The 20,106-nt window shown below is 68.0% G+C and carries 17 protein-coding genes and 2 tRNA genes; 15 read left to right on the top strand and 4 right to left on the bottom strand.

Going from position 1 to position 20,106, the window contains the following annotated elements; genetic code table 11:
* Positions 1–58 precede the first annotated feature (58 nt).
* From CKW28_RS14340 to CKW28_RS14315, 6 genes are all read left to right on the top strand, one after another.
* A complete protein-coding gene (locus CKW28_RS14340; RefSeq protein WP_003926943.1) occupies positions 59–1,369 on the top strand; it encodes a CaiB/BaiF CoA transferase family protein in 1,311 nt (436 codons plus the stop codon).
* A complete protein-coding gene (locus CKW28_RS14335) occupies positions 1,369–2,541 on the top strand; it encodes a CaiB/BaiF CoA transferase family protein (protein ID WP_003926942.1) in 1,173 nt (390 codons plus the stop codon). The genes CKW28_RS14340 and CKW28_RS14335 overlap by 1 nt, the downstream gene beginning before the upstream one ends.
* Entirely contained in the window at positions 2,534–3,715 is a 1,182-nt protein-coding gene (locus CKW28_RS14330; RefSeq protein WP_003926941.1) for a thiolase C-terminal domain-containing protein, read from the top strand. Before CKW28_RS14335 ends, CKW28_RS14330 begins: the two co-directional genes overlap by 8 nt.
* On the top strand, positions 3,712–4,134 hold the full coding sequence (locus CKW28_RS14325; protein WP_003926940.1) for a Zn-ribbon domain-containing OB-fold protein: 423 nt from the start codon (positions 3,712–3,714) through the stop codon (positions 4,132–4,134). Before CKW28_RS14330 ends, CKW28_RS14325 begins: the two co-directional genes overlap by 4 nt.
* A gap of 82 nt (positions 4,135–4,216) precedes the next feature.
* Positions 4,217–4,513 (top strand): hypothetical protein, encoded by a 297-nt coding sequence (locus CKW28_RS14320; RefSeq protein ID WP_003926939.1) that lies wholly within the window; start codon positions 4,217–4,219, stop codon positions 4,511–4,513.
* A gap of 9 nt (positions 4,514–4,522) precedes the next feature.
* A complete protein-coding gene (locus tag CKW28_RS14315; protein WP_003926938.1) occupies positions 4,523–6,052 on the top strand; it encodes a class I adenylate-forming enzyme family protein in 1,530 nt (509 codons plus the stop codon).
* Positions 6,053–6,065: 13 nt separating this feature from the next.
* On the opposite strand, the gene pepN is transcribed toward CKW28_RS14315, so the two are convergent.
* A complete protein-coding gene (pepN, locus tag CKW28_RS14310; protein WP_003926937.1) occupies positions 6,066–8,651 on the bottom strand; it encodes an aminopeptidase N in 2,586 nt (861 codons plus the stop codon).
* Positions 8,652–8,874: 223 nt separating this feature from the next.
* Here pepN and CKW28_RS14305 point away from each other — a divergent pair, with 223 nt between their 5' ends.
* The 4 genes from CKW28_RS14305 to CKW28_RS14290 all read left to right on the top strand — a co-directional run bounded on the left by CKW28_RS14305 (position 8,875) and on the right by CKW28_RS14290 (position 12,818).
* The gene (locus CKW28_RS14305; protein ID WP_003926936.1) at positions 8,875–9,483 is read left to right on the top strand and encodes a mycothiol-dependent nitroreductase Rv2466c family protein; all 609 of its coding nucleotides are present in this window, start codon (positions 8,875–8,877) and stop codon (positions 9,481–9,483) included.
* A gap of 128 nt (positions 9,484–9,611) precedes the next feature.
* A complete protein-coding gene (locus tag CKW28_RS14300; RefSeq protein ID WP_003926935.1) occupies positions 9,612–11,480 on the top strand; it encodes an AMP-dependent synthetase/ligase in 1,869 nt (622 codons plus the stop codon).
* Between the two features lie 51 nt (positions 11,481–11,531).
* On the top strand, positions 11,532–12,011 hold the full coding sequence (locus CKW28_RS14295; RefSeq protein WP_003926934.1) for a ribose-5-phosphate isomerase: 480 nt from the start codon (positions 11,532–11,534) through the stop codon (positions 12,009–12,011).
* Positions 12,012–12,818, top strand: a complete 807-nt coding sequence (locus tag CKW28_RS14290; RefSeq protein WP_003926933.1) for an Fpg/Nei family DNA glycosylase — start codon at positions 12,012–12,014, stop codon at positions 12,816–12,818.
* Between the two features lie 33 nt (positions 12,819–12,851).
* Here CKW28_RS14290 and CKW28_RS14285 read toward each other — a convergent pair whose 3' ends face one another.
* The 3 genes from CKW28_RS14285 to CKW28_RS14275 all read right to left on the bottom strand — a co-directional run bounded on the left by CKW28_RS14285 (position 12,852) and on the right by CKW28_RS14275 (position 15,188).
* On the bottom strand, positions 12,852–13,604 hold the full coding sequence (locus tag CKW28_RS14285; protein WP_040547829.1) for a hypothetical protein: 753 nt from the start codon (positions 13,602–13,604) through the stop codon (positions 12,852–12,854).
* A 10-nt stretch (positions 13,605–13,614) separates the two neighbouring features.
* Positions 13,615–14,859, bottom strand: a complete 1,245-nt coding sequence (locus CKW28_RS14280) for a serine hydrolase domain-containing protein (protein ID WP_003926931.1) — start codon at positions 14,857–14,859, stop codon at positions 13,615–13,617.
* Between the two features lie 258 nt (positions 14,860–15,117).
* Positions 15,118–15,188, bottom strand: a tRNA-Gly gene (locus tag CKW28_RS14275).
* A 134-nt stretch (positions 15,189–15,322) separates the two neighbouring features.
* Between CKW28_RS14275 and CKW28_RS14270 the strand changes: the two genes are divergently transcribed.
* From CKW28_RS14270 to clpX, 5 genes are all read left to right on the top strand, one after another.
* Positions 15,323–15,399 (top strand) — tRNA-Pro (locus tag CKW28_RS14270).
* Positions 15,400–15,473: 74 nt separating this feature from the next.
* Positions 15,474–16,907: a trigger factor gene (gene tig, locus CKW28_RS14265; RefSeq protein ID WP_003926930.1), complete on the top strand. Its 1,434-nt coding sequence runs from the start codon at positions 15,474–15,476 to the stop codon at positions 16,905–16,907.
* A gap of 135 nt (positions 16,908–17,042) precedes the next feature.
* Positions 17,043–17,630 carry an ATP-dependent Clp protease proteolytic subunit gene (locus CKW28_RS14260; protein WP_003926929.1) on the top strand — a complete coding sequence of 196 codons (588 nt, stop codon included), beginning with the start codon at positions 17,043–17,045 and terminating at the stop codon, positions 17,628–17,630.
* Complete coding sequence (locus CKW28_RS14255; RefSeq protein WP_003926928.1) at positions 17,623–18,285, top strand: ATP-dependent Clp protease proteolytic subunit; 663 nt, start codon at positions 17,623–17,625, stop codon at positions 18,283–18,285. The genes CKW28_RS14260 and CKW28_RS14255 overlap by 8 nt, the downstream gene beginning before the upstream one ends.
* Before the next feature lie 373 nt (positions 18,286–18,658).
* Positions 18,659–19,939, top strand: coding sequence for an ATP-dependent Clp protease ATP-binding subunit ClpX (clpX, locus tag CKW28_RS14250; RefSeq protein ID WP_003926927.1), 1,281 nt, complete (start codon positions 18,659–18,661; stop codon positions 19,937–19,939).
* Positions 19,940–20,106: the final 167 nt, after the last annotated feature.

Below are 20,106 nucleotides of genomic sequence, written 5' to 3'. Positions count from 1 at the left end.
GTGACCTTGCGGCCGGGATGTCCCGGATGACTTTCGAGGATGATGTAGGAGACAGCAATTGACTGCAATCGATGAGCCGTCGACGGCGACCGCCGCGCGCCGGCCGCGGCAGCGGGTCGGCCCGCTGGCGGGAATCCGCATCGCCGACTTCTGTTGGATGGGAGTGGGTGCGGTCGCCACCCGCATGCTGGCCGACTTCGGGGCCGAGGTCATCAAGATCGAATCTCGGGACCGCCTCGACATGCCCCGCCGGCTGCCCATCTACAAGGACGAGGTGCGCGCCTACGGCGAGGAGGATCCGAATCCCGATCCCAACAAGGGCGGTCTGTTCAACAACTACAACCGCAACAAGCTCGGCATCACCGTCAACATGAAGACCGAGCGCGGTCAGCAGCTGGTGCGCCGCCTCATCAGCGTCAGCTCCGTGGTCACCGAGAACTTCGCCCCCGGCGTCATGGAGAAGTGGGGGCTGACCTACGAGGAGCTCGACAAGCTCAGCCCCGGTGTCATCTTCGGGCGGATGAGCGGTTACGGACACAGCGGGCCACACCACACCTACAAGAGTTACGGGCCGGTGGTGCAGGCGGTGTCCGGGCTGTCGTTCATCTCCGGCCTGCCCGACCGCGAACCGTCCGGCTGGGGGCTGTCCTACATGGACAACCAGGCGGCGTACTACAACTCCGCCGCGTTGCTGATGGCCATCCTGCAGCGCAACCGCACCGGCAAGGGGCAGGAGATCGACGTCTCCGCCGTCGAGGCCGGCATCACCCTGATCGGGCCGGATCTGCTCGATGTGTCGGTCAACGGCGCGGTGACCCGCCGGCCGGGCTACCCGACCGGTAACCGGCTGACCCATCCGCCGGCGGCCCCGCACGGTGTCTATCCCGCACAGGGAGAGGACCGTTGGGTGGCCATCGCGGTGTTCGACGACGATCAGTGGGAACGGCTCGTCGAGGCGCTGGGACGCCCGGAGTGGGCGTCGGCGCCGCAGTTCTCCGATGCCCCCGGCCGGCACGCCCACCAGGATGAGCTGGACGAGCACCTGGCGCGGTGGACCGCCATGCGGCCGGCCCACGACACCATGCATCTGCTGCAGCAGGCCGGGGTGCCCGCCGCCGCGGTGCAGAACTCCCAGGACCTCGCCGAGTTCGACCCCCAGATCGCCGCCCGGGGAACCTTCTTCGAGCTCGACCACCCGGTGATCGGGGAGGCGAAGTTCGAGGGCACCCCGATCCACTTCCAGCGGACGGTCCAGGAGAACTGGCGATCGGCGCCGCTGCTGGGGGAGGACAACGACTACGTGTACGGCGAGATCCTCGGTCTGGATCCCGAGGAGATCGCCGAACTCGCCGCGGAGGGCGTGATCTGATGGAACTGGCTTTCACCGGGCTGCGGGTCGTCGAGATCGCCGATGATCCGGCCGGGGAACACACCGGCAAGCTGCTCGCCGACCAGGGCGCCACCGTCGTCAAGATCGAACCGGAGGGTGGCGCGACGAGCCGGCACATCGGGCCCTGGGCCGGCGGGGTGCAGGACGTCGACCGCAGTCTGCACTTCTGGACCTACAACACGTCGAAGAAGTCGGTGGTGCTCCCCGACGACGATGAGGGACGCGCCGCCCGCGACCGCCTGATCGCCGACGCCGACGTGCTGCTGACCACCGGCCGTCCGGTCGATCTCGAACGGGCCGGGCTGGATCTGGAGGATCTGTGCGAACGCCACGAGAAGCTGGTGGCGTTGTCCATCTCCCCGTTCGGCCTGACCGGTCCGTGGGCGAACTACCGCACCTCCGACCTCGTCGCGCTGGCTGCCGGCGGTCTGCTCAACAGTTGCGGATACGACGACCACTCGATTCCGCCGATCCGCCCGGGCGGCAATCAGGCGTACATGACCGCGGCGAGTTTCGCGCTGTGCGGGGTCACCCTGGCGCTGATCGAACGGCAGGCGACGGGACGGGGTCAGCTGGTCGACGTGTCGATCCACGAGGCCAACGCGGTCACCGGCGAACTGGCCAACCCGTACTGGTTCTACCCCAAGGCGATCGTCAAGCGCCAGACCTGCCGGCATGCCCAACCGCTGCCGACCCAGCCGGCGTTGTTCCAGTGCGCCGACGGGGTCTGGGTGTACTTCGCGCTGATCCTGGCCGACCAGCACGCGTGGAAGGCGTTGACGTCGTGGATGGATGAGGTCGGAGTCGCCGCCGACCTCATCGAGGAGGAGTATCTCTCGCTGGCTCACCGGCAGGCGAACTTCGCCCACATCCAGGGGCTGCTCGAAGCGTTCTTCATGCTGCAGGATTCCGAGACGGTGTATCGGGACGGTCAGCGCTGGGGTCTGCCCATCGGGCCGCTGCGCGCACCCGAGGAGGTGCTGCAGGACGAACACCTCAAGGCCCGGAACTTCTTCGTCGACGTCGAACTCGCCGACGGCAGCACCGCCACCTTCCCCGGTCTGCCCTACCGGTTCTCCAACGGCAACGGCACGCCCGCGCGGCCGCCGCTGCTCGGTGAGCACACCGACGAGGTGTTGTCCGGTGTCTGACGGCTGGCAGCGCGACGCCTGTGCGATCGTCGGGATCGGCGAGACGGAGTACTCGAAGAACTCGGGGGTGAGCGTCACCGCGCTGGCGGCCGAAGCCACGCTGGCGGCGCTCGCGGACGCCGGGCTGGATCCCGCCGACGTCGACGGAATCGTGCGCAACGACATGGATCTGGTGTCCTGTGCGGCGCTCGCGGACGCGATCGGCGCCCGTGATGTCACCTATTTCGGTGAAGCGGGTCCGGGTGGTTCCGGACCGTGCGCGATGGTGGCCCAGGCGGTCGGCGCCATCGCCAGCGGACAGGCCGACACGGTGGTGGTCTTCCGATCGCTCAACGGCCGGTCCGGGACCCGGTTCGGGCTGTCGGCCGAGGTGCAGCGGACGGTCGGTGGTCAGGAGAGCTTCCTCGAATTCTTCGCTCCGTACGGATTGTTGGCGCCCGGCCAGTTCTTCGCGCTGCTCACCCGCGAGTACATGAACCGGTTCGGGTTGACCTCCGAGCAGCTCGGCCACGTCGCGCTCGCGGCCCGGCGGCACGCCAACAACAATCCGCGGGCCCAGATGCACGCCCGCAAGATGACCCTCGACGATTACCTGAACTCGAGGATGCTGTCGTCGCCGCTGCGGCTGTTCGACTACTGCCTGGAAACCGACGGCGCGGCCGCGGTGGTGGTCACCGCTGCCGATCGTGCCAGGGATCTCCGTCAGCGGCCGGCGCTGATCCGCGCCGCGGCAATGGCCACCGGACCACGGCCGCAGCCCGGAATGATGTATCCGGTCCTGATGCGGGACGACCCGCTGTCGATGCCCTCGCGGTACTGCGCCGAAACCCTCTACCGCCGGGCCGGTCTGGGACCGCAGGACATCGACTCGGCCCAACTCTATGACTGCTTCACCATCACCGCGCTGCTGCAACTCGAGGATTACGGGTTCTGCGCGGCCGGCGAGGCCGGGGCGTTCGCGGCCGCCGGTGAACTGGAAATCGGTGGGGCACTGCCGTTCAACACCAGTGGAGGACATTTGTCGGAGGGTTACATCCACGGGATGAACCATGTGGTCGAGGGCGTTCGCCAACTCCGCGGCGACTCGTGCAATCAGGTCGAGGGAGCGAGCGTCTCCCTGGTGACCTCCGCGCCGCCACCGGCCACCTCTGCGCTGATCCTGGTGGCGGCATGACCGAACGACTGCTACCCACCGTCATCGATCCGGCCAGCAGCGGCTTCTTCGCGGCGGCGGCGGAGGGCAGGCTCGCCGTGCTGACCTGCGCGGACTGCGGCGGGCGCACCCATCTGCCCAGGCCACGGTGCGTGCACTGCGGCGGAGCCGACCTGCACTGGCGCGACGTTCCGCGCCGCGGGCGGGCCCGGTCCTGGACCGTGGTGGAACATCAGGTCCACCCGTGGTTCCCGACGCCGTACACAGTCGTCGTGATCGACATCGACGACTGCCCCGGTGTGCGGATGATCGGTTATCTGCCGGGACGCGCCGCGATCGACCAAAACACCGTCCTGGAAGCGGATTTCGAAGATCTCGGAGCCGATTCCGACGGCAACCCGATTGTCATGCCGCGGTGGCGGATACGGGACTTGCCCTAGTTCATCATGATGAATAGACTCGGCTTCACCAACGGGCCCGCCGTGCGGGCGCCGACCTTCGAAGCCGGGAGAGAGAAGACAGATGAAGCCGGGAACGAGACTGTACAGCGCGGTGTGCGACACATCGGTGGTGGTCATCCGGCCGGGTGGCGACGCCGTCATCGAGTGCGGCGGGCAGCCGATGGTCGAGGGCGCCGCTCCCGAGAAGAGCGGTGAACCCGCCCCCGGACACGCCGACGGCACCGTGGTCGGAAAGCGATATGAGGATCAGGACACCGGGCTGGAATTGCTGTGTGTCAAGGCCGGAGCCGGATCGCTCAGCGTCGGCGGCCGTGCGTTGACGCTCAAGTCCGCCAAACCGCTTCCGGCGTCCGACTGAGGTATCCCGATGAACCTGACCATGCTGCTGGAGATGGCGGCGGAGGCCGGACCGGACCGGGTCGCCGTCGGGCCCCGTGACGGCGGGATCACCTACCGTCAGTTGCTCGACCGTGCCCGCGCGCTGGCCGGCGAGTTGATCGCACCGGATCAGGCCGCGGCTCCGGAGAACGTCGCGCTGTTGGACCTCAACAGCCCGGCGGTGCCGATGCTGGTCTTCGGCACCGCGGCGGCCGGCGTTCCCATCGCCCCGCTGAACTACCGCCTCACCGACGACCAGGTCAACGACGCCGTGCGGCGGCTCACCCCGGTGATGGTGGTGGCGGGGACCGACGCGGCGCACCGGGTGCCCCCGGGGGACGGCGTGGTGGTGCGTCGCACCGACGACGTGGTCCGCTCGGCGGCCGCCGGCGCGGCCGGTGCGGAACTGCCGTTCGTGGATCCCGACGATCCGGCCGTCCTGTTGTTCACCAGCGGCACCACGGGCGCGCCGAAAGCGGCCGTGCTGCGGCACCGTCATCTGACCAGCTACATCGTCGGCACCGTCGAGTTCTTCAACGCCGACGAGGATGAAGCGATCCTGGTGTCGGTGCCGAACTACCACATCGCCGGGATCAGCTCGGTGCTCAGTTCGGTCTACGCCGGCCGCCGGATGGTCCAGTTGCCGGCGTTCTCGCCGGAGGGCTGGGTGGAACTCGCGGCCGCCGAGCGGATCACCCAGGCGATGGTGGTGCCCACCATGCTCGGCCGGATCCTCGACGTGCTCGAGGAGCGCGGCACCGAGCTGCCTGCGCTGCGCACCCTGTCCTACGGCGGCGGCCGGATGCCGGTCCAGACCGTCGAGCGTGCGATGCGGCTGCTGCCCCACGTGGATTTCGTCAACGCCTACGGTCTGACCGAGACCAGTTCCACCATCGCGGTTCTCGGGCCGGAGGACCATCGCGCGGCGTTCGGCAGCGACGATCCCGCGGTCCGCGCCCGGCTCGGTTCGGTGGGTCGTCCGCTCCCGTCGGTGGAGGTGGAGATCCGCGATCACACCGGTGCCCCGGTTCCGCCCGGTCAGTTCGGCGAGGTGTATGTGCGCGGCGAGCAGGTGGCGGGGGAGTACACCTCGCACAGCGCCCTGGACGCCGAAGGCTGGTATCCCACCCGCGACCGGGGCCGCCTCGACGACGCGGGGTACCTGTTCCTCGACGGCCGCGCCGACGACGTCATCGTGCGGGGCGGCGAGAACATCTCGCCCGGCGAGATCGAGGACGTGCTGGTGGAGCATCCGGCGGTCGCCGAAGCCGCGGCGGTGGGTGTCGCCGACCGGGAATGGGGCGAGCGGGTCGAGGCCGTCGTCGTCGCCGCGCCCGGAGCGCAGGTGGTGGAGTCCGAACTACAGGACTGGGTGCGGCAACGGCTCCGCTCGACCCGGGTTCCCGCCCGCATCCACCAGTGGGATGAACTGCCCTACAACGAGACCGGGAAGCTGCTTCGGCGCGTGCTGCGAGACGAGTTGAACGCCCGCACGCCGACGGAGCAGGTCGCCGGCTGACCGGACGGCTCGACTACCGGGCGTCGAACTCCCGGGCCCGTAGCGCGCGCTCCACCCCGGCGCGGCCCTCAAGCACCAAGCGGCGCAGCGGCGGCGGCAGATCGGGGTCGGCCAGAAAACGGTCTGCGGTGTCCAGGCCGGCCTGACTGATGTCCCAGGACGGGTACAGCCCGATCACCACGGTCTGAGCCACCTCGCTGGACCGGCGCTGCCACACACCGCGGATCGCCGCGAAATACCGCTCGGTGAACGGCGCCAACACCTCCGCCTGCCCGGGGCGGACGAAGCCGCCCACGATCGCCCGGGTGGTGACGTTGGACAGCGTATCGTCCTCGATGACCTGCTGCCACGCCTGCTCCTTGACCGCCGGTTGCGGTCGCGCCGCCGCCGCGGCCCGGGCGTGCCGCTGCCCGGCCGCGGTCGGATCGCGTTGTGCCTCCGCATCGATGAACGGTGTCGCCACACCGGTGTTGTCGATCTGCCCGGCAGCGGCCAGCGCGGTCACGATGCGCCAGCGCAACTCGGCGTCGACCACCAGGCCGTCGAGTCCCTCGACCGCCGGATCCCGGTCCAGCAGAGCCTCGAGCACCTCGATGTGGCGGGCGCTGAGCACCGAGGCGCACAACGCATTCACGTAGGCCAGTTGGTGATCCGAACCGGGGGCGGCCGCCCGCGCCAGCCCCAGCAGTCGGTCGGCGAACTCCGGCCAGCCCTGTTCCGCGGCCCAACCCGGCTCGGCGTAGGACGTCAGCGCGGTCTGCGCCTGCAGCAACAGCCGCTGCAGCACCCCGACCTCGGACTCGGCGTGCACACCGCGGCACACGAGTGCGACGAAATCGCGCGCCTTCAGTTCCGCGTCGCGGGTCATCTCCCAGGCCGCCGACCACGACAACGTGCGGGGCAGCGGTTCGGCGATGTCGGCGATGCGGGTCAGCACCGTCTGCAGCGACTCGGGATCCAGCCGCAGCGAGCAGTAGGTGAGGTCGTCGTCGTTGAGCAGCATCAGCTTGCCACGCGAAACACCCTGTAGCGCAGGAACATCGGTGTACTCACCCTCGACGTCGAGCTCCTCGCGGTGAATCCGCGCCAACTTGCCGGTGCCGTCGTCGTCGTAGATGCCGACGGCCAGCCGGTGCACCCGGGTCTCCCCGGCCCCCGGCTGTGCGCCGCTCTGGCAGATCGTGAAGCGGGTGAACCGGCCGTCGGCGCCGAGGTCGAACTCCGGCCGCAGCGTGTTGAGACCGGTGGTCTTCAGCCACAGCTGCCCCCAGCCGGACAGATCCCGTCCGGACGCCTTCTCCAGCGCGCCCAGCAGGTCCGCGAAGGTGGCGTTGCCGAAGGCATGGTCACGGAAGTACTCGCGCAGGCCGGCCAGGAACTCGTCCAACCCGACATAGGCCACCAGTTGTTTGAGCACACTCGCGCCCTTGGCGTAGGTGATGCCGTCGAAATTCACCTCGACGGCCGCCAGATCGGGAATGTCGGCCGCCACCGGATGAGTGGACGGAAGCTGATCCTGCCGGTACGCCCACGACTTCTCGACGTTGGCGAAGGTGGTCCAGGCCTCGGTGTACTCGGTGGCCTCGGCCTGGCACAACACCGAGGCCCACGTCGCGAACGATTCGTTGAGCCACAGGTCATCCCACCACCGCATGGTCACCAGGTCGCCGAACCACATGTGGGCCATCTCGTGCAGCAGCGTCTCGCAGCGGCGTTCGTAGGAGGCGCGGGTGACCTTGCTGCGGAACACGTAGTCCTCCAGGAAGGTCACCGCGCCGGCGTTCTCCATCGCCCCGGCGTTGAACTCCGGCACGAACAACTGGTCGTACTTGCCGAACACATAGGGCACGCCGAAGTGTTTGTGGTAGAAGCCGAAACCCTGCTTGGTCTCGGTGAACAACCGCTCGGCGTCCATGTGCTCGGCCAGTGAACGCCGGCAGAACAACCCCAACGGGATCTCGCCGTGCTCGTCGCGGTACACGTCGTCCCAGCGCGCATACGGGCCGGCGATCAGGGCGACCAGATAGGTGCTGATCCGCGGCGTGCGCACGAAGGTGTGCACCCGGGCCGGCCCCTCGCCGCGGATCGACTCGACCGCCCCGTTGGAGATCACCTCCCAGTGCGCCGGTGCGGTCACCACCACGTCGAAGGCCGCCTTCAGATCGGGCTGATCGAAACAGGCGAACATCCGTTTGGCGTCGGCGGTCTCGAACTGCGAGTACAGGTACACCTCGCCGTCCACCGGGTCGACGAACCGGTGCAGTCCCTCACCGGTGTTGGAGTAGTGGCAGTCGGCGTCGACGACCAGCACGTTGTGTTTGTCCAGCACGGTGAGCGGCACCCCGGTCGACTCGTCGTAACCGGACACGTCGATCGGCCGGCCGTTGAGGGTGGCGCTGCGGATGCGTCGGGCGGCGAGGTCGATGAAGGTCTCCGCCCCGGGGAGGGATTCGAACTCCACCGTGGTGATCGACCGGAACGTCTCGGCCCCCGGATTGCCCCGGCCATCGGTCAGATCCAACTCGATGTGGTAGCGGTCGACGGTCACCAGCGCGGCACGCTCGACGGCTTGGTCGCGGGTCAGATTCGGTAGTGCCACCCGTTCAACCTATCGCTGCAGGCCGATGCGCAACCGCGCACCAGGCTGCCCGGCTCGGGGCCGAGGGTGAGCTGAACCTCAGCCAAGACCGCATCCGGCGGACGTCACTAGCATGGTGGTGGGACCAGCCGGGCTGATCCGCCCGAGATGCGCGCGAGACCTCCGAATCGTCGGGGTGCGCCGATGAGGGCACGACCGTAGCCGAGAGCTAGGAAAGGACGTCATGGCCGCGAAAGACACCGCCGATTTCTGGTTCGACCCGCTGTGCCCGTGGGCGTGGATCACCTCACGGTGGATCCTGGAGGTCGAGAAGGTCCGGGACATCGATGTGAACTTCCGGGTGATGAGTCTGGCGGTGCTCAACGAGGGCCGCGACGTCCCCGACGAGTACCGGGAGACGATGAAGAAGGCATGGGCACCGGTCCGGGTGGCGATCGCCGCCGAACAGGCCCACGGACGCGAGGTGCTGTCGCCGCTGTACACGGCGATGGGCACCCGCATCCACAACCAGGGCAACAAGGATCTCGACGAGGTGATCGCCCAGTCCCTGGCCGAGGTCGGTCTGCCGGCCGAGCTCGCCGAGGCGGCCACCACCGATCGGTATGACGAGGCGCTGCGCAAGAGTCACCACGAGGGCATGGACGCGGTCGGCGAGGATGTCGGCACCCCCACCATCCACGTCAACAACGTCGCATTCTTCGGCCCGGTGTTGTCCCGCATACCCCGCGGCGAGGAAGCCGGCAAACTCTGGGACGCCTCGGTGACCTTCGCGTCCTATCCCCACTTCTGGGAGCTCAAGCGGACCAGAACGGAGGCGCCGGAGTTCGATTGACCGGAACCCACCGGGGGCGGGCCAGCCAGAACCGCCAAAACGCTTCGAGTCGCGCGGTGGCGGGGCAGGATCGACAGCAGCACCGCCCAGCGGGCAGTCCAACGACACATTCCAGCGCGGAGACGACGATGTCCATCGACAGCAATCAGCGATCCACTTCTTCCCCGACGACCTCCCGGGCGGACACCGCCCGGGCCGGGCTTGCGGAGAACGCCCCGGCGAACCTCGCCGCGATGTTCTTCGACCGGGTACGGCGGTCCGGGGACAAGGAGGCGTTCCGGAAGCTCGACGGTGACCGTTGGGTGTCGCTGACCTGGAACGACACCGCCGCACAGGTGGAGGCGGTCGCCGCCGGGTTGCTCGCGCTGGGCATCGCGCCCGAGGACCGGGTCGCGATCGCCTCGAGCACCCGGTACGAGTGGGTGCTCGCCGACCTGGCGATCATGTGCGCCGGCGCGGCCACCACCACCGTGTACCCGACCAGCAACGCCGCCGACACGGCCTACATCATCGGTGACTCCGGTTCGCGGGTGGTGTTCGCCGAGGACGCCACCCAGCTGGCCAAGCTCACCGAACGCCGCAGCGAACTGCCGAATGTGGACAAGGTGGTGCTGTTCGACGCGGCCCCGGACACCCCCGGCGATGACTGGGTGACGACCCTCGCGGATCTGACCGCCCTGGGTGAAGAGCACCTGCGGAAGCATCCGACCTCGGTGCGCGACGCCGTCGCCGGCGTCCGCCCCGATCAGCTGGCCACACTGATCTACACATCTGGAACCACCGGGAAGCCCAAGGGTGTGCGGCTACCGCACCGCGCATGGGTCTACGAGGGCATCACCGTGGCCGAATTCGGCACGCTGGGCGAGGACGATCTCCAGCTGCTGTGGTTGCCGTTGGCGCACGCCTTCGGCAAGGTGCTGATCTCGGGTCAGCTCGCCTGCGGCTTCGCCAGCGCCATCGACGGACGGGTGGACAAGATCGTCGAGAACATGGGCGTGGTCAGGCCGACGTTCATGGGGGCGGCGCCGCGCATCTTCGAGAAGGCCCACGCCAAGGTCGTCACCTCGCAGAAGGGTGTCAAGAAGAAGCTCTTCGACGCCGCCTTCAGCGTCGGCCGGGAAGTCGACCGCCGCCGGTTCGCCGGCGAGAAGGTGCCGCTGCCAATGCAATTGGCCCACGGCCTGTTCGACCGGCTGGTGTTCAGCAAGATCCGGGAGGTGTTCGGCGGGCGGATCAAGTTCATGATCTCCGGAGCCGCCCCGCTGAACCGGGACATCGCCGAATGGTTCCACGCCGCGGGCCTGCTGATCCTCGAGGGCTACGGCCTGACCGAGACGGCGGCCGGGGCGTTCATCAACCGGCCGGACAACTACCGGCTCGGCACGGTCGGGCAGGTGTTCGACGGCGCCCAGGTGCGCATCGCCGACAGTGGTGAGGTGCAGATCAAGGGCCCGAATGTGATGGAGGGCTACCACAACCTGCCGGACAAGACCGCCGAGGCGATCACCCCCGACGGTTGGCTGAGGACGGGGGACAAGGGCGAGTTGGACGCCGACGGGTTCCTCACCATCACCGGCCGGATCAAGGATCTGTTCAAGACCTCGGGCGGCAAGTACATCGCGCCGCCGGCGATCGAGGGCCGATTCATGGCGTTGTGCCCGTACGCCGGCCACATGCTGGTGTTCGGCGAGGCCCGCAACTTCTGCGTCGCGCTGATCACCGTCGACCCCGACGCCATCGCCGACTGGGCCAAGGAGAACGGTCTGGGCGACAAGTCCTACCGGGAACTGGTCGAATCCGAGGAAGTGAAACAGCTCATCGGCGGATATGTCGATCAGCTCAACTCCGAGCTCAACCGGTGGGAGACGATCAAGAAATGGGCGCTGCTGCCCAGCGATCTGTCGATCGAGGGCGGTGAGCTGACCCCGTCGCTGAAGGTCAAGCGAGCCGTGGTCGAGGAGAAGAACAAGGAGCTGTTGGACTCGTTCTACTCCTGACCTCGGCGGGCGGGGCGACGGTCCGCGCGGTCGGTCAGTAGAGTCTGCGCCATGCGTGTCTATCTCGGGGCCGACCACGCGGGCTTTGAACTCAAACAGAAGATCATCGAGCACCTGCGGGAGAACGGCCATGAGCCGGTCGACTGCGGTGCGTACACCTACGACGCCGACGACGACTATCCGCCGTTCTGCATCGCGGCGGCCGAACGGACCGTCGCCGATCCGGGCAGCCTCGGCATCGTGCTCGGCGGCTCCGGCAACGGCGAACAGATTGCGGCCAACAAGGTTCCGGGCGCGCGGTGCGCGTTGGCCTGGAGCGTGGAGACCGCGAAGCTGGCGCGCGAGCACAACAACGCCCAGCTGATCGGTATCGGCGGGCGGATGCACACCGTCGAGGAGGCGCTGGCCATCGTGGATGCGTTCCTGTCCACGCCGTGGTCGGAAGCCGAACGCCACCAACGGCGTATCGACATCCTGTCGGAGTACGAACGCACCAGGCAGGCGCCACCGGTGCCGGGCGCGCCGGCGTAGATGCCGGAGGGCCACACCCTGCACCGGTTGGCTCGGTTGCACGAGCGCCGGTTCGCCGGGGTGCGGGTGCGGGTGACCAGTCCGCAGGGCCGGTTCGCCGAGGGGGCGGCCGCGGTGAGCGGCCGGGTGTTCCAGCGTTCCGACGCCTGGGGTAAACACCTGTTCCACCACTACGAAGGTGGCCGCGTCGTGCACGTGCACCTCGGGTTGTACGGCACCTTCACCGAATTCGAGATCCCCGACGGTGCGGAGCCACCCCCGCCGGTCGGCCAGGTGCGGATGCGGATCATCGGCGGGCGGTACGGCACCGACCTGCGCGGGCCGACGGTGTGCGAGGTCATCGGCGAACCCGGGGTGGACGAGATCATCGCCCGGCTCGGCCCGGACCCGTTGCGTCCCGACGCCGACCCGGACCGTGCGTGGACACGGATCAGCAACTCCCGCAGGGCGATCGGCGCCCTGCTGATGGATCAGAAGGTGATCGCCGGAATAGGCAACGTGTACCGCAGCGAGTTGTTGTTCCGCCACGGCATCGACCCGTTCCGGCCCGGGAAACAGCTCGAGGAGGCCGAGTTTTGCGCCATGTGGCGCGATCTGGTGGAGCTGATGAAGGTCGGGTTACGCACCGGCAGGATTCACGTGGTGCGGCCCGAGCACGATCACGGCCCGCCCGCCTACGCCCCCGGGCGGCCGCGGACCTATGTCTACCGGCGCACCGGGGAGCCGTGCCGGGTGTGCGGGACCGCGGTCAGCACAGCACAGCTGGAAGCCCGCAACGTCTACTGGTGCCCCAGCTGTCAACGCTGAGGCTCACGTCCGGACTCGGACGACCGCCCCGACTCAGAAACCGCCGAAGTCGCCGAAGCCGCCGAAATCCAGGCCGCCACCGTCACCCCCGAAGTCGGAACCCCCGAAGTCACCCCCGGTGTCACCGGCCATGCCCTGCGCCAGGCCGGCGTCGAAGCCCTGTTCGTAGGCGGTGCCGGCCATCCCGGCGAACATCATGTTGAACAGCATCATCGAGCCCAGACCCCAGGCGCCGGCCACCAGCGCGGGTTTCCACCACGGCTCGGAGTACCAGCCGGCGGGCACCGGGCGGCCCGCGACCTGCCCGCCCGGGAAATAGTTCGGGGTACGTTCCGACGGCGTGGGGGATGCGGCGATCTCCCTGCCCTCGAATTCGATGCGGCGTTCCTCGGTGACCGCGCCCGCCACCCGCTGGCCGGCCAGCGGTTCCAGTTCCGGGCCGGGATCCATGCCCATCGCCAGCCGCGCGGCCCGCACGTAGTACAGCCCCTCCAGCGCGCTCTCCTTGGCCAGCATCGCCTGTTTGACGCTGGTGGCCTGCTCGATCTGGGAGGCGGCCGCGGTGTAGCGCTCCGACGCGTCGGCCAGCGCCTGCCTGGACGCGTCGTCGGTCCCGGTCAGGTTGAGCACCTGACCGCCGAGTCGTTCGATCAGCCGGCGTGCCTCCGCCTTGGCGTCCGCCAGCGCCATCGCGTTGCGTTCACCGGCGGACTTCGATGCCGTGTACACGGCGAACACGATCGCCGCGAGCACCAGCACGACCAGCAGCAACAGCACGCCGTTCATGCCGACCAGCCTACCGACGACCCGCCGCCCCAACCGGTGCCGCCGACCGGTGTGCCGTTACGCCGAGCGCGGAATACACCGCGTCCGACAACGCCACGCTGCGCGGGTCCGCGTGGGCCTTGGTGGCGTCGAAGTTGTTCATCACATACGCGTAGCCGATCCGGTGCTCCAGATCGGCGAAGCCGAACGAACCGCCCGACCCGCCGTGGCCGAAGACCCGCCGGTTCGGCCCGGCGTGGCCGCGCTGGTTGAGCATGTAGCCCAGCCCCCAGCCGTGGTCGGCGACGCGCGGACCGAGTACCAGGTCAGGGTCGAAGCCGCCCTGGGACATCCGGCAGCGTTCCAGGTGTCCGCGGCTGATCAGCTGCTCCCGGGCCAGTGCGTGGTACACGGTCGCGAGCCCGACCGCGCTGACGTGACCGTTGGTGGCGGGGAACTCGGCGGCCCGCCAGCCGGTGAGGTCGGCCGAACCGAGTTCATCGTCGGGGATGAATCCCATCGCGACGGCCAGTCCCGCCATCGGATGCTCGTCGAGCCGTTCCGGGTGCGCGGGTGCGCCACCGGCAGCCAGCACGTCGCGGATGTGCGGTTTGTTGACCATCTCGGCGCACCGGTGATGTTCGGTGTGCGGCAGTCCGATGTGGACGTCCGCGCCGAGGGGTTCGGCGATCTCGGTGCGCAGGAACCGGCCCGGCGACCGGCCGGTGACCCGGCGCACGATCTCGCCGAGGATGAATCCGAACGTCACCATGTGATAGCCCTGCGCGGCGCCGGGCGGCCACCACGGCCCGGCGGCGGCCAGCGCCGCGCACACCGCATCCCAGTCCAGGGTCTGCTCCGGGCGCATCGGGGTGCGCGGCCCGATCACCCCGGACCGGTGGCCCAGCACCATCGCGGTGGTGATCGCGTCCTTGCCGGCCTGCCCGAACTCGGGCCAGTACCGCGCGATCGGGGCGTCCAGATCGATCTCGCCGCGGTCGGCGAGCAGGTGGACACAGGTGGCGGTCAGTCCCTTGGACCCGGAGAAGACGCTGGCCAGGGTGTCACGGCGCCAGGACAGGCGGCCCTCGGCATCGGCGGAGCCGCCCCACAGATCCACCACCAGTTCGCCGTCGACCCACACCGCCACCGCGGCACCGATCTCACCACGTTCGGTGAAGTTGTCGACGAAGGCGGTGCGGACACCCTCGAACCCCGGCGCGCATGTCCCGTGCACCGCCGGGATGGACCGGACGGGCTGGAAGGTCTCGCTCATGAGGGCTCCGATCGAGCGGACGGTGTTCGAGCGGACGGTGTTCGGGCGGACGGTGTTCGAGTGGACGGGAACCGAACCGCGGCGCTGTGGGCAGTTTTCCGAAATCGTAGGGGCGGATTCACCGCCCGCTCCACGACCGTTGAGAGTGCAATCTTTCCGTGACCGGATCGCAGCCAACTGACTGCCGGTGGGCCCGAAAAGACCCGAAGAGCACCCAAAGAGAAAAGGTCAGAGGGCGGGGCGCCCTCTGACCTGCGGAGCGGGCGACGGGAATCGAACCCGCACTACTAGCTTGGAAGGCTAGGGCTCTACCATTGAGCTACGCCCGCAGTGTGCAGCACCAGCAGACTTTACCGGGAAGCCTGGAATCAAATCCAACTGACAGCTTCGCATGACGGGGCCGTAGTATCTCGCGTGGTCAGTGTTGCACCGCCGCGTGCGACGCCGGCCACGTGCCAGCACACGGGGTGTAGCGCAGCTTGGTAGCGCATCCGCTTTGGGAGCGGAAGGTCGCAGGTTCAAATCCTGTCACCCCGACCACCGCGCCGGCGGCGAATCCGGCACCATCCGACATCCGAGACAACCAGACCCCGAGACAGCGAGGAGCAACCGTCGTGAAGAGCACCGTGGAGAAGTTGAGCCCCACCCGGGTGCGTATCAACGTGGAGGTGCCCTTCACCGAGTTGCAACCGGACTTCGACCGGGCCTACAAGGAGCTCGCCAAGCAGGTGCGGCTGCCCGGCTTCCGGCCCGGCAAGGCGCCGGCCAAACTGCTGGAGGCCCGCATCGGTCGGGAGGCGATGCTCGACCAGGTCGTCAGCGACGCGATCCCGGCCCGCTACTCCGAGGCGGTGGCCAGCTCCGACGTGCGCCCGCTGGGCCAGCCCGACATCGAGATCACCAAGAAGGAATACGGCGAGACCATCGAGTTCACCGCCGAGGTCGACATCCGGCCCGACATCGAGCTGCCGGACCTCGAGGCGCTGAAGATCAAGGTCGACCCGATCGAGGTCACCGACGAGGACATCGACGCCGAGCTGCAGAACCTGCGCGCCCGGTTCGGCACCCTCAAGGGTGTCGAGCGTCCGGTGCAGGACGGCGACTTCGTCTCGATCGACCTGTCCGCGACCGTGGACGGCACCCCGGTGCCGGAGGCCGCCACCGAAGGGCTGTCGCACGAGGTCGGCTCCGGTCAGCTCATCGAGGGCCTGGACGAGACCCTCGTCGGCATGACCGAGGGCGAGACCAAGACCTTCACCAGCAAGCTGGTGGCCGGCGAGCATGCCGGTAAGGAGGCCGAGGTGACGGTCACCGTCAAATCGGTCAAGGAACGTGAACTGCCCGAGCCCGACGACGAGTTCGCACAGCTGGCCAGCGAGTTCGACACCATCGAGGAGTTGCGCGAGAGCCTCGCCGAGCAGGTGCGCCGGGTCAAGCGGGTGCAGCAGGCCGAGCAGATCCGCGACAAGGCGCTGGAGGTGTTGCTCGAGCAGGTCGAGGTGCCGTTGCCGGAGAAGGCGGTGCAGGCGCAGATCGACGACACCCTGCACAACGCCATCCACGACCTCGATCACGATGAGGAGCGGTTCGCCGAGGTGCTCGCCGCGCGGGGGAGCAGCCGCGAGGAGTTCGACGCCGAGAACCGCGCCAACGCGGAGAAGGCGATCAAGACCCAGTTGCTCGTCGACGCGATCGCCGATCACCTCGAGATCCAGGTCGGGCAGGAGGACATCACCGAACGGCTGGTGCTGATGTCGCGCCAGTACGGCGTGGAGCCGCAGCAGATGCTCGCCTTCCTGCAGCAGAACAACCAGCTTCCGGTGATGTTCGCCGATGTGCGGCGCGGCCTGGCGATCGCGGCGGTGGTGCACCGCGCCACCGTCACCGACACCGACGGCAATGTGCTCGACACCAGCGAGTTCTTCGGCCCCCGGGAGAAGGCCGAAGGCGGCGAGACCGAGCAGGCGGCCGGGTCCGGCGATGCGGCCGACGACGCCCCGGAGAACGCCGCAGACGAGTCCCCGGAGAACGCCGCAGACGAGGCGTGAGCCGAGTCGAAGTGACGCTCTGAGCGAACGCGGCCCGGTCAGGGACTGTCTGAGGCTTCAGGTTGGTTAGTGTCGTGAACAAGCGAAGCCGCGTTACCAAGACGGAAAGAAAGCAGGTATCCAGTCGTGACTGACATGCGTTCCGCGGGACAGGGGCTCAACCTGGTTGACTCGGTGTACGAGCGGTTGCTCGCCGAGCGCATCATCTTCCTGGGCTCCCAGGTGGACGACGAGATCGCCAACCGGTTGTGCGCCCAGATCCTGCTGCTGGCAGCCGAGGACCCGACCAAGGACATCTCGCTGTACATCAACTCCCCGGGTGGGTCGATCAGCGCCGGTATGGCCATCTACGACACGATGGTGCTCGCGCCGTGCGACATCGCCACTTACGCGATGGGCATGGCCGCCTCGATGGGGCAGTTCCTGCTCGCCGCCGGAACCAAGGGCAAGCGCTACGCGCTGCCGCACGCCCGCATCCTGATGCACCAGCCGTTGGGCGGGGTGACCGGTAGTGCGGCCGACATCGCGATCCAGGCCGAGCAGTTCGCGCTCATCAAGAAGGAGATGTTCCGGCTCAACGCCGAGTTCACCGGGCAGCCCATCGAACGTATCGAGGCCGATTCCGACCGGGACCGCTGGTTCACCGCGCAGGAGGCGCTCGAATACGGGTTCGTCGACCACGTCATCACCCGCGCCGATGTCAATGGAGTCTCTAATGCATAACCTGCACCTGCCGCCGCACCTGGATCCCCGCGTCCAGCCCCAGGCGCGCTACATCCTGCCGTCGTTCATCGAGCACTCCAGCTTCGGTGTCAAGGAGTCCAACCCGTACAACAAGCTGTTCGAGGAACGCATCATCTTCCTCGGCGTGCAGGTCGACGACGCGTCGGCCAACGACGTCATGGCCCAGCTGCTGGTGCTGGAGTCGTTGGATCCCGACCGCGACATCACCATGTACATCAACTCGCCGGGCGGCTCGTTCACGTCGCTGATGGCGATCTACGACACCATGCAGTACGTCCGGGCCGACATCCAGACCGTCTGCCTCGGCCAGGCCGCCTCGGCCGCGGCGGTGCTGCTGGCGGCCGGCACCAAGGGCAAGCGGATGGCGCTGCCGAACGCGCGGGTTCTGATCCACCAGCCTGCGCTCGCCGGTGTCATTCAGGGCCAGTTCTCCGACCTGGAGATCCAGGCCGCCGAGGTCGAGCGGATGCGCACCCTGATGGAGCACACCCTGGCCCACCACACCGGTAAGGATCCCGAGACGATCCGTCGCGACACCGACCGCGACAAGATCCTCACCGCGGAACAGGCCAAGGAATACGGCATCATCGACACCGTCCTGGAGTACCGCAAGCTGTCCGCCCAGACCGCCTGACACGGTGCCCGGCGACCCGGCCCCAAGGTCCGTCTGCCCAGGTCATCGGCGCCGAACAGGGCGGTATCGTGGGTGGGGCCAACGTCGCGACGCCTGGTCGGTTCACCCGGCGCATCGTCGTGTCCGGCGTTGATGCGGTAACGCATGCGACACGCCAAGGACACGGCGGCGCGTTCCGGGGCACCTCCGGGCGGCTACGCGCTATGTTCGGCGCAGAGAGTTGAAACACCCACTCGAGCGATTCGGCTTTATCGGTCGCCCCGGGTGGGGACATACGGGTAGCGTCGGGACCAACACATCCGAGTGCGGGTTCCGGAGCGGCCCGTATGACCGATCAGTACCGACTGCGAACAGGAAGTAGGACCTCACCACCATGGCGCGCATTGGAGACGGCGGTGACCTGCTGAAGTGCTCGTTCTGCGGCAAGAGTCAGAAGCAGGTCAAGAAGCTCATCGCGGGCCCTGGCGTGTACATCTGCGACGAGTGCATCGATCTCTGCAACGAGATCATCGAAGAAGAGCTGGCCGACGCCGACGAGGTCAAACTCGACGAGTTGCCGAAACCGGCCGAGATCCACGAGTTCCTGGAGAGCTACGTGATCGGCCAGGAAAGCGCCAAGCGCACTCTCGCGGTCGCCGTCTACAACCACTACAAGCGCATCCAGGCCGGTGAGAAGTCGCGGGATTCGCGTTCCGAGCCGGTCGAGTTGGCCAAGTCCAACATCCTGATGCTCGGGCCCACCGGCTGCGGCAAGACCTACCTCGCGCAGACGCTGGCCAAGATGCTCAACGTGCCGTTCGCGATTGCCGATGCGACGGCGCTGACCGAAGCCGGTTATGTCGGTGAGGACGTCGAGAACATCCTGCTGAAGCTGATCCAGGCGGCCGACTACGACGTCAAGCGGGCCGAGACCGGGATCATCTACATCGACGAGGTCGACAAGATCGCCCGCAAGAGCGAGAACCCGTCGATCACCCGGGATGTGTCCGGTGAGGGTGTGCAGCAGGCGCTGCTGAAGATCCTGGAGGGGACGCAGGCGTCGGTGCCCCCGCAGGGCGGGCGCAAGCATCCGCATCAGGAGTTCATCCAGATCGACACCACCAATGTGCTGTTCATCGTCGCCGGTGCGTTCGCCGGGCTGGAGAAGATCGTCCAGGACCGGGTCGGCAAACGTGGGTTGGGCTTCGGTGCCGAGGTGCACTCCAAGTCCGAGATCGACACCACCGACCACTTCGCCGAGGTCATGCCCGAGGACCTCATCAAGTACGGGCTGATCCCCGAGTTCATCGGCCGGCTGCCGGTCGTCGCCTCGGTGACCAACCTGGACAAGAACTCGCTGGTGCAGATCCTGTCCAAGCCGAAGAACGCGTTGGTCAAGCAGTACACCAAGCTGTTCGAGATGGACGGTGTGGAGCTGGAGTTCACCGACGACGCGCTCGAGGCGATCGCCGATCAGGCCATCCACCGCGGCACCGGCGCCCGTGGCCTGCGCGCGATCATGGAGGAAGTGCTGCTGCCGGTGATGTACGACATCCCCAGCCGCGACGACGTCGCCAAGGTCGTGGTGACCAAGGAGACCGTCCTGGACAACGTCCTGCCGACGATCGTGCCGCGTAAGCCGTCGCGCGCCGAACGCCGCGACAAGACCGCCTGACGACGATCAAGCGGCGAGCGCCAGCGAGTCGCGTTGAGAAGTCAGGCCATCGGACCCGCCTGACGACGATCAAGCGGCGAGCGCCAGCGAGTCGCGTTGAGAAGTCAGGCCATCGGACCCGCCTGACGACGATCAAGCGGCGAGCGCGCCAGAGACCACCGAAACTC

This window comes from Mycolicibacterium thermoresistibile, from assembly GCF_900187065.1.
GTDB lineage: Bacteria > Actinomycetota > Actinomycetes > Mycobacteriales > Mycobacteriaceae > Mycobacterium > Mycobacterium thermoresistibile.
The sequence above is the reverse complement of the archived record's forward strand: the minus strand, read 5'-3'. Positions and strand labels throughout refer to the sequence as shown.

What these genes read in the sequence shown, in the direction of transcription:
- CKW28_RS14260 (WP_003926929.1), top strand. Translation starts at nt 17,043, where the DNA reads ATGCGTTCCGCGGGACAGGGGCTCAACCTGGTTGACTCGGTGTACGAG.
- CKW28_RS14325 (WP_003926940.1), top strand. Translation starts at nt 3,712, where the DNA reads ATGACCGAACGACTGCTACCCACCGTCATCGATCCGGCCAGCAGCGGC.
- CKW28_RS14335 (WP_003926942.1), top strand. Translation starts at nt 1,369, where the DNA reads ATGGAACTGGCTTTCACCGGGCTGCGGGTCGTCGAGATCGCCGATGAT.
- CKW28_RS14290 (WP_003926933.1), top strand. Translation starts at nt 12,012, where the DNA reads ATGCCGGAGGGCCACACCCTGCACCGGTTGGCTCGGTTGCACGAGCGC.
- CKW28_RS14280 (WP_003926931.1), bottom strand. Translation starts at nt 14,859, where the DNA reads ATGAGCGAGACCTTCCAGCCCGTCCGGTCCATCCCGGCGGTGCACGGG.
- CKW28_RS14255 (WP_003926928.1), top strand. Translation starts at nt 17,623, where the DNA reads ATGCATAACCTGCACCTGCCGCCGCACCTGGATCCCCGCGTCCAGCCC.
- CKW28_RS14285 (WP_040547829.1), bottom strand. Translation starts at nt 13,604, where the DNA reads ATGAACGGCGTGCTGTTGCTGCTGGTCGTGCTGGTGCTCGCGGCGATC.
- CKW28_RS14295 (WP_003926934.1), top strand. Translation starts at nt 11,532, where the DNA reads ATGCGTGTCTATCTCGGGGCCGACCACGCGGGCTTTGAACTCAAACAG.
- CKW28_RS14320 (WP_003926939.1), top strand. Translation starts at nt 4,217, where the DNA reads ATGAAGCCGGGAACGAGACTGTACAGCGCGGTGTGCGACACATCGGTG.
- CKW28_RS14315 (WP_003926938.1), top strand. Translation starts at nt 4,523, where the DNA reads ATGAACCTGACCATGCTGCTGGAGATGGCGGCGGAGGCCGGACCGGAC.
- CKW28_RS14300 (WP_003926935.1), top strand. Translation starts at nt 9,612, where the DNA reads ATGTCCATCGACAGCAATCAGCGATCCACTTCTTCCCCGACGACCTCC.
- clpX (WP_003926927.1), top strand. Translation starts at nt 18,659, where the DNA reads ATGGCGCGCATTGGAGACGGCGGTGACCTGCTGAAGTGCTCGTTCTGC.
- CKW28_RS14305 (WP_003926936.1), top strand. Translation starts at nt 8,875, where the DNA reads ATGGCCGCGAAAGACACCGCCGATTTCTGGTTCGACCCGCTGTGCCCG.